This is a genomic window from Amycolatopsis sp. NPDC102522 (genome assembly GCF_055584485.1).
On the sequence record NZ_JBVJLY010000022.1, the window covers coordinates 1 to 12760 of the forward strand.

The window sequence follows — 12760 nt, forward strand, 5'->3', positions numbered from 1 at the left end:
TGCTGGTGCGCGTGGGGCGCGAACGTGGCGATCGGCAAGTCCGTGAAGGCCGTGGCCAGAAATCCAGTAGGTACCTAAGACACTGTTGGCTCTAACCGTCCTAACCACTCACGAGGTCGGTTCAGGAAGGGCGGTTCCACTCCCGCGCGATCATCCGCATGAGCGCCGGATAGATGATCAGGTACCGGAACGGCTTGATGAATCCCATGTACGCCCGGCCCAGCAATCCGTTGGGTTTGACCAGGACCGCCATCTGACCGCGATACCGGCCGGGCCCGTCTTCGATCCAGGCGATGTGCAGGACGCCGTGCACGGTCCGGTTCGCCATCTCGGCGGCGAATTCGTCGTCGAGCCGGTAGAGCGGCGTGAACGGCAGCCAGTCCTCCTCTGGGCCGGTGGGTGTGCCGCGGAGGTCTTCGGGCAACCTGTCGCGGAGTGATGCCACCCGGGTGTCGAGGCCGGAGTTCGGTTTGTCCAGCCCGAACAGTTCGCCGAGTTTCCAGCGCAGCGCCCACAGCGCCCGGACGGGGAGTGGTGTCCCCTCCGTGAGGTCGCCCGCCGAGAACTGCGTCACCAGCTTGTCGAAATCGCCGGGCCCGCCGGGTGTTTCCAGTGCCCAGACGTCTTCGAGGTCGAAGTCCCCGGCGATCTCGTGGATCCGCCAGGAGTGCCCGGTGTGGGCCGTGTTCGCGAGTTTCACGCCGACACCAGTTGGACGATCTCGCGCGGGCGGACTTCGCGGTCGTCGAAGGCGACGTCCACGTCCGCGGTGCCCAGGGCCTGCATGGAAGCCGCCTGTGCCGCCTCGGATTCCCAGCGCACGATCGACACCACGGCGTCACCCGCGACGGTGATCCAGCATTCGGCGCCGAGACAGCCCGGAGTGGAGCGCAGCACGCCGGCGACTCGCTGGACTCGCGCGACGAAAGCGTCGTGATGGTCGGTGTGCGGGTAGTGCGTGGCCACGAATCCGACAGTCATGTCGATGTTCCTCCCAGTGAACTCCGCCATCTATACGGTAGCGTATATATCGTCGTCATGGTGCCGGAGTGACGGGAGATACGGTGATCACATGGCCGCCGAAACCCGGACCCCGCCGAACGCCTGGATCGACGCGGGGTTGCTCGCCCTCGCCGCCGGAGGTCCCGACGCCGTCCGTGTCGAGGCGCTCGCGAAAGCGCTGGGTGTCACCAAAGGCGGCTTCTACGGCTACTTCGCTGACAGGGGTGCGCTACTTGAGGAAATGCTCTCCACCTGGGAGCGGATGAGTACTGATCTGCTGTTCGAGACCGTCGAACGCGAAGGTGGCGACGCCAGGACGAAGATCCGGCGCGCGGGCCTGCTCAGCAGTGAGCGCCTGCTGCCGATCGACCTCGCCATCCGGGACTGGGCCCGGCGCGACCCGGCGGTGGCGGAACGGCTCCGGCGGGTCGACAACCAGCGGATGGATTACCTTCGCTCGCTCATGCGCGAGATCTTCTCCGACGACGACGAGGTCGAAGCCCGCTGCCTGCTCGCGTTCTCGCTCCTGATCGGCAAGCACTTCATGGCGGCCGACCATGACGGCCGTACTCGTGACCAGGTCACCGAACTGGCCGGGAACCTGATTCTCGGCGGCAAGCCTGGTCATGGCGGCTGAAGCGGGTCACCGGCTCTTGGCCTTCCTTCGTGAGCTTCAAGCGGTAGAAGTCACCGAGTCGAGGTGGGCGCTCGGTGGATCGACCTGGCAGGCCACCGTGGACGTCGAGCCGCGGCGGTGGCTCGGGTTGGCGTTCGAGGCGCTGGATCCCGTGACCGGAAAGCGCGCCACCTACGACATCGACACCGATCTGTACGACCTCTCGCAGGACAAGTACCGCGAGTTCGCGGGGGAGATCGAGCGCGACATCATCGAGTTCCTCGACAATCTGAGGAAGGGAGTCGTTCTGCGCGGGAACGACGGCTCGAAGGTCGTGCTCGTCTTTCCTCTGGACGGCTCCTTTGTTCGCGTCGTCCAGGGGCGCTTCATGGCTGCCGCGTCCGCGCACGCCGATCTCGCCGCCGCTGGGGCCGGCCGTGACTACGTCCCGGTCGAATGACGAGCGGGGAGCGGCTCGCGGTGGTCGGCGCGCAGTCCGTCGAGGGAGATGTGCAGCAGTCGGTGCCACATCTGAGGACGGCAGTCATCGGTGACCTGGACAGCGTGGCCCAGGGAGACCAGCAGGAGCAGCAAGTCGTCGGTGGTCACGCCGGGGCGCAAGATGTCCTTGGCGCCGTCGCACAGCCGCTCGATGACGAGGCGAAGCTGCTGGATGCCCTCCAAGTCGGGGTCTGACCAGGTCAGCGCGAAGTTCTCGACGATCGCGCGATGGCGTGCGTAGCCGGTGAGAGCCTGCCGGTAGAAGTCAGTCAGTGCCGCCCAGGGGTCCTCCGCGTCGATCGCGGCCAGTCGTGCGGATTCCGCCCACCTCGTGAAGTCCTGGCGCAGGACGGTCTTGACGAGATCTTCCTTCTTCGGGAAGTGCCGATAGAGGGTGCCCATGCCGACCCCGCTGAGGCGGGCGATCTCGCGCACGTCCACCGCGGTGCCCTGCTCGGCCAGCACCTTGGTGGCGGCCTCGATGATCGCTTCCTGGTTGCGGATCGCGTCCGCGCGCGGCGCGCGGCGCCGGCGGGTGCTTTCGGGTTCGGCCACTGCCATGTGGCGACCCTACCTCTTGTGCGGAGCACGTGCTCCGCTCTGTGTCAGTTTGAGGAGCAACTGCTCCGGATAGTGAAGGGGATGCCATGCCCGACCCGTCCACGACCACTGCGAACGAGGTCAAGACCAGCTGGAACGATCGGATCATCGCCGAGTTCCGGGCGAACGCCGGGTATGTCCCTTGGAGCAGCGAAGAGGAATTCGCCGCGGGCCGCCCTGTCCCGCCCCGGTTTCCCGGTTTCGACGACCGGGGAATGCCACTGATCCTGGTGCACCACATCGGGGCCAAGACCGGTCGCGAGCGGATCAGCCCGTTGTTCTACCAGCCGGTCGGCGATGGCTGGGCCGTCTTCGGAACCCACGGCGGCAGTCCGCGGCATCCGGTCTGGTTTCACAATCTCGTGGCGAATCCGCGGGTCACGGTCGAGGTGGGTACGGAGCGAGTGCTGGCCGTGGCCCGGCTCGCGCAGGGCGCGGAGCGTGAGCGAATCTGGGCGGAAGAGGTGGCGCTCGTCCCGAAATTCGCCGAGTTCGAGACAGCCTCCGGCAGGCAGGTCCCCGTCGTCGTACTGGAGCGCGGCTAGTCGTCGTCCTCTTCGGGCGTCGTCGGAACCTGCTTGCGCGCGACGTAGATGAGCAGCCCGATGATCACCACGGGGCCGACGAAGATGAGGATCTCGTCCCAGCCGCCCTGGTGCATCATCATCACCCGCGCCGCGATGGTCATGAGCCGGAGACCAGCGCGATCCCGAGCGCGGTGTAGCCGATCATCAGCGCCAGCATGGGGTACTGGCCCACCTTGACGTAGTTCGCGCGCAGCACGCCGACGGAACGATCATGTGCCGAGGTTACGGCCATCACGTGCCCGACGACGATTCCGGCGATCTGCACCAGCGCGATCACGCCGGTCGAGACGACCGTGTAGTCGATCGTGCGGCCGAAACCCTGCTGCCCGGAGAACACGGCGAACGAGAAGTAATGCGCGACCGTGTAGCCGACCATGATCGGGATCAACGACGGCGCGAACGCGGGATACGGATCGAAGCCTCGGCGCAGATACGGCCTGGTCAGGCTGATGGCGCCCGCGTAGGCGCCGTAGGTGAGCGCGATACAGGCCGCGAGACCGGCCGTGCCGCCGAGGACACCGGCGTCCAGCGAAGTCCAGAAGGGGAGCCGGGTCAAACCGTCGAACGCCGTCGAGCCGAGCACGACCAGGACCAGCGCGGTCAGCCACGGCGCGGGGGAGATGGTGAGCAGCCCATCCAGCGGATTCCGGACCACGAGACGCCCGTCGCCGCGCCTGCCGAAGGGGGAGAGCGCCGCGATCAGGCGCGCGTAGACCTCGAAGGCGTCACCGCGGTCGAACCAGCGTGGACCGAAGACCACGCCGAGTGCAATGTGTATAACGGCATATACCGCGCAGAAAAGGGCGATCGCTTGGGGCGAGTCCGAGTGCGGAAAGACCAGTTCCAGCCAAAGGAACACCAGGAGGCCGGCGATCGCGGGCAGGTAGCCCAGCCGGTCCGGGAGCTCGCGGTGCCGGGCGGGGATCAGGGACGCGACCGTCCTCAGTGGATTCAGGCGTCGCCAGACCGGGCCGAACAGGAGGGAAAGCGGTACGAGGCCGACCCAGAACCAGACGTAGAACCACGCCGGAGCCGGGTTGTCGGCCGAACTGGCGGGACCTGCCCAGGCCATCGCCAGGAAGCCCGCGAACAACACCACACCGATCACGCGCGACGCGATCCGCGAGAACGTGCTGTCGACGAACCGTTCCAGGCCGAGGGGGAGTGCGCGGCCGGCGTCGGCCCCGCGGAGCTTGGGTTCCTTCCAGAGCGCGCTGAGGGCGAAGAAGGAGACCACGACGGCTGCCGCTCCCGCGTAAAGCGCGAGCCACAGCGGAACCGGAAGGTCGGACCGGCCGCCGAGACCGTGCGCCAGGATCATCCGCTCACCCGGAGCTTGGTCACCGCCGCGCCGCTCTTGTGTAGTTCCACCTCGAAGATCCCGTCGATGTTCGCGGTGAAGGTGACCGTCCCCGGAACCCCGGGAGCCAGCTGGGCGGCTTTGTCGTAGCCGTGGACGTGCAGTTCGTCCGCCTGGTCGGAGGTGACCTCCAGCGCGACGTTCTCACCGGTGCGCACCGCGACCTCTTCCGGGCCCGCCGTGCGCTTGCCCTCGGTGATCGAGAACTTCACGGTCCGGGTGCCGGTGGCAGGCGGCTGTTCGGAGCCTGTCGATCCCGAACAGCCGGTCACGGCCAGCAGCGCGGCCACGGTGATCCCGCAGATTCCGCTGATCCTCCGCATCGAGGTTCCTTCCGAAGTCGTACGCCCCGGCTTGCCTGGCCGGGACCATGCCCCTATCGTGTTACCCCAAGGTAACAGTTACTTAGGTTAGCAGGAAGGCGAACACGGTGTTCATGGCTCAGCTGTTCATGGCACAGGAGAGCCCGCCTGCCGGCGGTGCGCAATTCGGGCAGATCGTCATCGCGGGCCTGATGTTCACCGCGGTCTTCCTGCCCTTGGCGGTCTTCGTCCTCCGCGAGCGCGCGGGGAAGCGGACCGTCTTCGGTCGCGTCGCCGACTGGATGGGCGACTTCAGCGGCCTGCCGCGCTGGGCGGCGCTGCCGATGTTCGTCGCCTTCCTCTCCGGGATGTCGGCGCTGATCGGCGTGTACTGGGACGTGCCGATCCACATGGAGCTCGGCCGCGACGAAGGCCCGCTCGCGAACCCGTCGCATTACCCGATCTACTTCGGGCTGATGGGCATTTTCGCCAGCGGCGTGCTCAGCGCGACCCTCGCGACGAAGAACCTGCCCAAGCGCACGTTCAAGATCGGCCCGCACTGGAAGGCGCCGATGGGCTCCATCCAGATGATGGCGACCGGTCTGGTCGGCATCGCCGGGTTCCCGCTCGACGACGTCTGGCACCGGCTGTTCGGCCAGGACGTCACCGAATGGGGCCCGACGCACGTCCTGATGATCGGCGGCGGTGTCTGTGTCGTGCTGGGCCTGCAGTTGCTGCTCGGCGAGGCCCGGCAGGTCGGCGCGACAGGGCCGATCGTGCGCTTGCTCGGCCCGGTGCTCGCCGGTGCCTGGATGATGGGCGCCTCGGCGTTCCTCATGGAGTTCGACCTCGGCGTCCCGCAGTTCCCGATGCTGTCCCAGGTCGTGCTCGTGGGCCTGATCGGTGCTTGGACCCTGACCTACGGGCGGCTGTCCTGGGGCCCGGGCGGCGCGCTCGTCGTCGTCGCCGTCTTTCTCGTCACCCGTGCGTCTTTCACCGTCATCCCGCTGTTCGCCGACCTGCACGTGGCGTCGCTGCTGCCGTATCTCGCCGAAGCGGTGATCATCGAGGTCGTCGCCCTCGCGATGCGCAACCGGCAGGGCTACACCTTCGCCGCTGTCGTCGGCCTGCTGGTGGGAACGGCCGGGATGCTCGCCGAGGCGGCGTTCACCCAGTGGCTGATGCCGAACCCCTGGCCGACCGCCCACCTGCCGTTGTTCGTCCTGTTCGGGACCGGCGCGGCGCTCGCGGGCGCGTTCATCGGCGTCTGGCAGTACCAGCGGGTGGAGGAGACGGCGACCCAGGTGCCCGCGGCCGGTCCCCGGCACGCGATCGGGCTCGTCGGCGCGCTGGGCGCGGTCGTGCTCATGTCGGCGGTCGCCGTCCCGCAGGACCCGGAAGCCGACTTCACCGCCGACGTCCGGCTGACCGAGGCCGCGGCCGGGCAGCCGATCTCGAATCCGCACGGCGGGGGCACACCCAGGTGGGTCGACGCCACGGTCACCCTCTCGCGGCCCGACCTGGCCGACGATTCCGTCTGGCTGAACGGCTTCGCCTGGCAGGGCGGCGACTTCTTCACCGCGCCGCTGGAGAAGATCGGCGACGGCGTGTACCGCACGGCTCAGCCGTTGCCGGTGTTCGGCCAGTGGAAGACCGGGATCCGCGTGCACGTCCCGAACCGGATGATGGGGCTCGCCCCGATCTACGCGCCGGCCGACCCCGCCGCGAACGCCCCGGCGATCGAAGCGGCATCCGGCTCTCGGCCGTTCATGTCCGAGATCGAGTTCCTGCAACGGGAACGGAAGTCGGAGACGCCCGCGGTGCTGTGGACGGTCGCGTACGCCACGGTCGGGTTGATCTTCGCCGGCATGTGGGCGTTGTTCGCGTGGCTTTACGCGGGTGCCGCCACCGCGCGGCGGCGTGAGGTCTCCGTCGGCTGACGTCTCGCGTTTCGTCCTCTGGATGCGGTACTCGCACACGCAAGGAGCGCATCCAGAGGACGAAGCGCTTTGCTCGCACTTCGTCGCACGTATCGATTGAGCATCATCGCGCGCAAGCCTTTTGCAAGCACGCTTCCCTTGAATACCCAGGACACTGCATGTGATGCCGCCTCACGCGCCCGAACGGTGACTCACTGCTACGCCGTTGAAGCGTAAAGTAGCTGTTGACCACGCGACGGCATCCGCTGTGCACGATCGGTATTGGCGAGTCATTGCGCGGTTACCGCGATATGTGGTTACTTTTCCGCCTCAGGGGTTGGGACACAGCGAGTTTCGATGGGGTGGTCTTCGTGCGCACAGAGCGTTTTCCGAAGCGACGGCGCGGTCTTCGCGTAGTCGCGGTCCTTGCCGCTTCGGCGGTCGCGACGGTGCCTTTCGTGCCCGCCGCGGCGGCGCAGCAACAGGGCAAGGTCCTCCGGGTGGCGCTCACGACCGGCATCGACCACCTGAACCCCTTCACCGCCCAGTTGTCGGCGGCGACGCAGGTCGGCCGGTTCAACTACGAGTTCCTGACGCTGCCCTCGGCCGAGGACACCCAGCCGACGGGTGGCGTCGCCGAGTCGTGGAAGACGTCCGACGACAAGCTCACCTGGACCTTCACCATCCGCCAGGGGATGAAGTGGTCCGACGGCAAGCCGGTGACCGCGCAGGACCCCGCGTACACCTTCCAGCGGATGCTCGACGACGAGAACGCCCGCACCGCGAACGGCAGCTACGTCGGCAACTTCGCGTCGGTTTCGGCGCCGGACGACAAGACGCTGGTCATCAAGACCAAGACGCCGCAGTCGAGCATGACCTCGCTCGACGTCCCGATCGTGCCCAAGCACATCTGGGAGCCGATCAAGGATCTCAACGCCCCCTCGACCGACGAGATGGCCGTCGCCGGTGTCGGCAGCGGGCCGTACCTGCTGACCGAGTACAAGAAGAACGAGTTCGTGAAGTTCAAGGCGAACAAGGACTACTGGCGTGGCGCTCCCAAGGTCGACGAACTCCAGCTGCTGCAGTTCAAGGACGCCGAGGCCGCGGTGAACGCGCTGAAGCAGGGCGAGGTCGACGTCATCAACCGGCTCACGCCGACGCAGTTCGACGCGCTCAAGGGCGAGAAGAACATCACCACGAACAAGGCCCCCGGCCGCCGGTACAACGAGCTCATCATCAACTTCGGCGTCAAGAACGTGGTCGACCAGCCGATCGGTGACGGCAACCCGATCCTGAAGGACGCCCGCGTCCGCAAGGCGATCGCGCAGGCCATCGACACCAAGGCCATCGTCGACAAGGTGATGAACGGCTACGGCCAGGCCGGGACCGGTGTCGTGCCGGCGATCTACAAGTCCTACACCTGGACCCCTTCGGACGCCGAGAAGACCAAGTTCGACATCGCGGCCGCGAACACCACCCTCGACCAGGCTGGCTACACGAAGGGACCGGACGGCATCCGCGTCGCCCCTGGTGGCGCGAAGCTGGAGTTCCGTCTCGCCGGCCACGCGAACCGGCCGTTCGACCAGCGCACCGCCCAGTTCGTCAGCGGCTGGCTCAAGGACGCCGGCATCGGCGTCAAGCAGGAACTCGTCTCCGACGACGAACTGGACGACCGCACCACCGCGGGCAACTACGACCTCGCGATCTCCGGCTACGGCACCTCGCCCGACCCGGACTACGCGCTGAGCCTGAACACCTGCGCCGGCCGCCCGAACGCCCAGGGCAACGGCGGCAGCTCGGCGACGTTCTTCTGCGACCCGCGCTACGAAGACCTGTACAAGAAGCAGCTGACCGAGTTCGACCCGGCCAAGCGCGCCGAGATCGTCAAGCAGGCCCAGGCGATCCTGGCCGGGGAGTACGTCGACGTCGTCCTCGACTACGACAACGTGCTCGAGGCCTACCGCTCGGACAAGTTCGCCTCGTTCACCAAGCAGCCGCAGCCCGACGGCGCGATCCTCGAGCAGTCCGGCTACTGGGGTGTCTACGGCGCCACCCCGGCCGACGCTGCCGCGGCGAACGCGGACGACGGCGGAAGCAACACCGGATTGTGGATCGGCATCGGCGCGGTCGTGCTCGTGGTGCTCGTCGGCGGCGGCGTGCTGCTCGGGCGGCGCGGCAAGTCGGCCGACGACCGGGAGTAAAGGACAGCGTTGACCGAAGCACTCAGTTCCCTCGATCAGCCCTCGGCGCTCGTCGATCCCGACGAGCGCCGAGGCGGGACCGGCACCACCCGGTTCGTGCTCTCCAAGATCGGCGGCGCGCTGGCGAGTCTCGTGCTCGTCATCGTGCTGGGATTCTTCCTTTTCCGGACGCTGCCCGGCGATCCCGTGCGGTTCATGGTCCGCGACCGGCCGACCGACCCGAAGATGATGGCGGAACTGCGCGAGCAGATGGGCGTCGACAAGCCCCTGCTGCAACAGTTCTGGGACTACTTCGTCGGCTTGCTCCACGGCACCATGGGCGATTCGTACCTGCAGCGGCGTCCGGTCGTCGACATGATCAGCGAACGGCTGTGGCCGACGATCCTGCTCGTCGGCAGCGCGACCGTGCTCGCGATCGCGCTCGGCCTGTGGCTCGGCATCCGCGCGGGCTGGCGCCGGGGGAGCAGGTTCGACAAGGTCCAAACAGGACTCGCGCTGACCCTGTGGTCGGTCCCGCAGTTCTGGCTCGGGCTCATGCTGCTGGTGGCGACCAACGGGCTCTTTCCCAGCCGGGGCATGCATTCCCCGGACGTCGCGCCGGGTTTCTTCAGTGAGGGCCTCGACGTCCTGCACCATCTGGTGCTGCCGTGCGTGACCCTGCTGGTGGTGTTCTACGCGCAGTACATGCTGGTCATGCGGTCGTCCCTGATCGGCGAGATGAACTCGGACTACCTCACCACCGCGCGGGCCAAGGGGCTGCGCGAAGACCTGGTGCGCAAGCGGCACGCCGTGCCCAACGCCCTGCTCCCGACGGTGACGCTGGTCTTCATGCAGTTCGGCATGGTGGTCTCGGGCGCGGTCTCGGTCGAGGCCGTGTTCAGCTGGCCGGGACTCGGGCAACTGCTCTACGAAGCCCTCCGCGGCCCTGATCTGCCTGTGCTGCAGGGGGTCTTCGTCACGCTCGCGGGCGCGGTGGTGCTGATGAACCTGCTCGCGGAGTTGCTCTACCGCGTGCTCGACCCCAGGGTGCGGACGGCATGACCACAGCGGAAAAACCCGGTTCGATCGTCTGGCGCCGCCGCCGCGAGGCCGTGGCGAAGCACTGGCACGAGTTCACGACGAACAAGGCGGGCGTCTTCGGGCTGGCCTTCCTGGGCCTCATCACGGTGCTGGCCATCCTCGCCCCGGTGATCACGGACGAGTCCGGCCTCGACGTCACCAAGGCCACGGGCAGCACGCTGGAGCCACCCAGCGGGGAGTTCTGGCTCGGCACCGACATCGACGGCCGTTCGGTGCTGCTGATGACGTTCTGGGGTGCGCGGATCTCCCTGCTCACCGGGTTCTCGGCGGCGCTCCTGTCGGTACTGATCGGCACCCTCATCGGGATCGCGGCCGCGCATATCCAAGGCTGGGTCTCCGGGCTGCTGCTGCGGTTCACCGACTTCTTCCTGGTGCTGCCGTCGCTCGTGCTCGCCGTGGCGCTGGCGTCGGTGCTGGACCAGGGCGCGATGACGGTGATCATCGCCATCGGTGTCACCGCCTGGCCGAGCACCGCGCGGCTGGTCCGGGCGCAGACCCTGACGATCGAGGGCCGTCCGTACATCGAGCGTGCCAAAGCGCTCGGCGGTGGACACCTGCACGTCATCGGCAAACATGTCCTGCCGGGCGTCATGCCGCTCGTGCTGGCCAACACCACGCTCGTCGTCGGCAACGCGGTCATCGCGGACGCGACGCTGGCCTTCCTCGGCGTCGGCAACCCGAACACCATTTCCTGGGGCACCATGTTGCAGACCGCGTTGAACAACGGCGCGATCAGCAAGGGCGCCTGGTGGAACCTGCTTCCGCCGGGTCTCGCGATCGTCGTGGTCGTCCTCGGCTTCACCCTCGTCGGACGCGCGCTGGAAACCGTGCTGAACCCGCGCCTGAAGGGACAGCACTCATGAGCCCCTTGCTGGAACTGAAGAACCTCGGCGTCACCTACGCCACCGGCGGCGGCGAGGTCGCCGCCGTCCGCGGCGTCGACCTGGTACTCGAACCCGGTGACACGCTCGGGGTGGCGGGGGAGTCGGGGTCGGGGAAGTCGACGGTCGCGATGAGCGTGCTGCGGCTGCTCCCACGGTCGGCGAAGGTCAGCGGGGAGATCCTGCTGGACGGCGAAGACGTCACGGCCATGAAGTGGGGCAGGCTGCGTGCGGTGCGCTGGGCCGAGGCCTCGGTCGTGTTCCAGGGCGCGATGCACGCGCTCAACCCGGTCCGCAAGATCGGTGAGCAGATCGCCGAGCCGATCCGCTTGCACCCGCCCGGCGGCAAGGCGCTGTCGGACGGTGAGGTCCAGGCCAAGGTCTCGGAGCTGCTCGAACAGGTCGATCTGCCGTCCGGCCGTGCCGGGGCGTACCCGCACGAGCTGTCCGGCGGGCAGAAACAGCGCGTCATGATCGCGATGGCGCTGGCGTGCTCGCCGCGGCTGATCATCGCGGACGAGCCGACGACCGCGCTCGACGTCGTCGTCCAGGCCCAGGTGCTCGACCTGCTGGGCAGGCTGGTCGCCGAGCAGGGGATCGGGCTGATCATGATCAGCCACGACCTGTCGGTGCTCGCCGCGACCTGCCGCCGGATCGCGGTGATGTACGACGGCGAGATCGTCGAGGAACGACCGAGCGCGGAGCTGATGAGCGCGCCGCACCACGAGCACAGCAAGGCCCTGGCGGCCGCGTTCCCGACCGTCGGCGACCCGGCGTCCCGGTTCGCGCCCGCCACCAGCACGCCGTTGCCGCCCGAACGGGACCGCGACGCTGACCGGCCCGCGCTGCTCGAGGCCGAGGACCTGCGCGTCAGCTTCCGCGATCGCACCGGCAAGCGCATCGACGCCGTCGCCGGGGTGAGCCTCCAGGTCCGGACGGACGAGATCGTCGCGCTCGTCGGCCAGTCCGGTTCGGGCAAGACGACGCTGGCCCGGACGCTGCTCGGGCTGCAGAAACCCGACTCCGGCGCGGTCCGGTACGACGGCAAACCGGTCCCGCTCGGCGGTGCCGGGCTCAAGGCGTACCGGCGGCAGGTCCAGCTGGTCCTGCAGGATCCGACCAGCGCGCTGAACCCGAACCACACGGTGTACGAGGCCGTCGCGGAAGGCCCCCGCATCCACGGAATGGGCGCCGACGAGCACGAGATCGTCACCAAGGCCCTCGAAGCGGCCGAACTGCGGCCTGCGGAGAAGTTCCTCGACCGGCTCCCGCACGAGCTGTCCGGCGGGCAGCGGCAGCGGGTGGTCATCGCGGGCGCGCTCGCGCTGGGTCCCGGCGTGGTCGTGGCCGACGAACCGGTGGCGTCGCTCGACGCGTCGGTGCGGGGGGAGATCCTCGCGCTGTTGCTGCGCCTGCGGCGTGAGCTGGGTCTCGCGGGGCTGGTGATCACCCACGACCTCGGGCTGGCCTGGAACATCGCCGACCGCGTCGCGGTGATGTACCGCGGTGAGCTGGTGGAGGTCGGGACCGTGGAAGAGGTCCTGCTGGACCCGAAACACGACTACACGAAGTCGCTGCTGGCCGCGTTGCCCGGTGGTACCGCTCAGCGAGAGACGGCCGACCGCTGAGCGAGGGGACTCCCGTGCCCGGCGCGGGAAACACCCATTGCCGCGCACTCGCACAGGCGCGGTGTGTAACCTCCAATCTCGAA

Annotated in this window: 14 protein-coding genes; 8 read left to right on the top strand and 6 right to left on the bottom strand. The window is 68.0% G+C overall.

Translation table 11 applies throughout. The annotated features are described in order from the left end of the window. Positions 1-121 precede the first annotated feature (121 nt). Positions 122-700 (bottom strand): DUF2867 domain-containing protein, encoded by a 579-nt coding sequence (locus ACZ6YV_RS34855; protein ID WP_465513657.1) that lies wholly within the window; start codon positions 698-700, stop codon positions 122-124. Further along, positions 697-981: an antibiotic biosynthesis monooxygenase family protein gene (locus tag ACZ6YV_RS34860; protein WP_465513658.1), complete on the bottom strand. Its 285-nt coding sequence runs from the start codon at positions 979-981 to the stop codon at positions 697-699. Before ACZ6YV_RS34860 ends, ACZ6YV_RS34855 begins: the two co-directional genes overlap by 4 nt. A gap of 91 nt (positions 982-1072) precedes the next feature. Between ACZ6YV_RS34860 and ACZ6YV_RS34865 the strand changes: the two genes are divergently transcribed. Both ACZ6YV_RS34865 and ACZ6YV_RS34870 read left to right on the top strand, forming a co-directional pair. Beyond that, a complete protein-coding gene (locus tag ACZ6YV_RS34865; RefSeq protein ID WP_465513659.1) occupies positions 1073-1639 on the top strand; it encodes a TetR/AcrR family transcriptional regulator in 567 nt (188 codons plus the stop codon). Then, positions 1629-2078, top strand: a complete 450-nt coding sequence (locus tag ACZ6YV_RS34870; RefSeq protein ID WP_465513660.1) for a hypothetical protein — start codon at positions 1629-1631, stop codon at positions 2076-2078. The genes ACZ6YV_RS34865 and ACZ6YV_RS34870 overlap by 11 nt, the downstream gene beginning before the upstream one ends. Here the strand turns inward: ACZ6YV_RS34870 and ACZ6YV_RS34875 are convergent. Further along, positions 2060-2680 (bottom strand): TetR/AcrR family transcriptional regulator, encoded by a 621-nt coding sequence (locus ACZ6YV_RS34875; protein ID WP_465513661.1) that lies wholly within the window; start codon positions 2678-2680, stop codon positions 2060-2062. The two genes, ACZ6YV_RS34870 and ACZ6YV_RS34875, sit on opposite strands and share 19 nt — an antisense overlap. An 86-nt stretch (positions 2681-2766) precedes the next feature. Between ACZ6YV_RS34875 and ACZ6YV_RS34880 the strand changes: the two genes are divergently transcribed. Beyond that, entirely contained in the window at positions 2767-3264 is a 498-nt protein-coding gene (locus ACZ6YV_RS34880) for a nitroreductase/quinone reductase family protein (protein WP_465513662.1), read from the top strand. On the opposite strand, the gene ACZ6YV_RS34885 is transcribed toward ACZ6YV_RS34880, so the two are convergent. The 3 genes from ACZ6YV_RS34885 to ACZ6YV_RS34895 are packed head-to-tail and all read right to left on the bottom strand — an operon-like array spanning position 3261 to position 4989. Continuing rightward, positions 3261-3407: a hypothetical protein gene (locus ACZ6YV_RS34885; RefSeq protein WP_020635224.1), complete on the bottom strand. Its 147-nt coding sequence runs from the start codon at positions 3405-3407 to the stop codon at positions 3261-3263. The genes ACZ6YV_RS34880 and ACZ6YV_RS34885 overlap by 4 nt on opposite strands. Continuing rightward, positions 3404-4627, bottom strand: coding sequence for a hypothetical protein (locus ACZ6YV_RS34890; protein WP_465513663.1), 1224 nt, complete (start codon positions 4625-4627; stop codon positions 3404-3406). Before ACZ6YV_RS34890 ends, ACZ6YV_RS34885 begins: the two co-directional genes overlap by 4 nt. Continuing rightward, complete coding sequence (locus ACZ6YV_RS34895) at positions 4624-4989, bottom strand: cupredoxin domain-containing protein (protein WP_465513664.1); 366 nt, start codon at positions 4987-4989, stop codon at positions 4624-4626. Before ACZ6YV_RS34895 ends, ACZ6YV_RS34890 begins: the two co-directional genes overlap by 4 nt. Positions 4990-5102: 113 nt before the next feature. On the opposite strand from ACZ6YV_RS34895, the gene ACZ6YV_RS34900 reads away from it, so the two are divergent. The 5 genes from ACZ6YV_RS34900 to nikE all read left to right on the top strand — a co-directional run bounded on the left by ACZ6YV_RS34900 (position 5103) and on the right by nikE (position 12677). Further along, positions 5103-6908 carry a hypothetical protein gene (locus tag ACZ6YV_RS34900; protein ID WP_465513665.1) on the top strand — a complete coding sequence of 602 codons (1806 nt, stop codon included), beginning with the start codon at positions 5103-5105 and terminating at the stop codon, positions 6906-6908. Positions 6909-7249: 341 nt separating this feature from the next. After that, positions 7250-9088, top strand: coding sequence for an ABC transporter substrate-binding protein (locus tag ACZ6YV_RS34905; RefSeq protein WP_465513666.1), 1839 nt, complete (start codon positions 7250-7252; stop codon positions 9086-9088). Between the two features lie 9 nt (positions 9089-9097). Further along, on the top strand, positions 9098-10129 hold the full coding sequence (locus tag ACZ6YV_RS34910; RefSeq protein ID WP_465513667.1) for an ABC transporter permease: 1032 nt from the start codon (positions 9098-9100) through the stop codon (positions 10127-10129). After that, a complete protein-coding gene (locus ACZ6YV_RS34915; RefSeq protein ID WP_465513668.1) occupies positions 10126-11031 on the top strand; it encodes an ABC transporter permease in 906 nt (301 codons plus the stop codon). The genes ACZ6YV_RS34910 and ACZ6YV_RS34915 overlap by 4 nt, the downstream gene beginning before the upstream one ends. Further along, complete coding sequence (gene nikE / locus ACZ6YV_RS34920) at positions 11028-12677, top strand: nickel ABC transporter ATP-binding protein NikE (RefSeq protein WP_465513669.1); 1650 nt, start codon at positions 11028-11030, stop codon at positions 12675-12677. The genes ACZ6YV_RS34915 and nikE overlap by 4 nt, the downstream gene beginning before the upstream one ends. Positions 12678-12760: the final 83 nt, after the last annotated feature.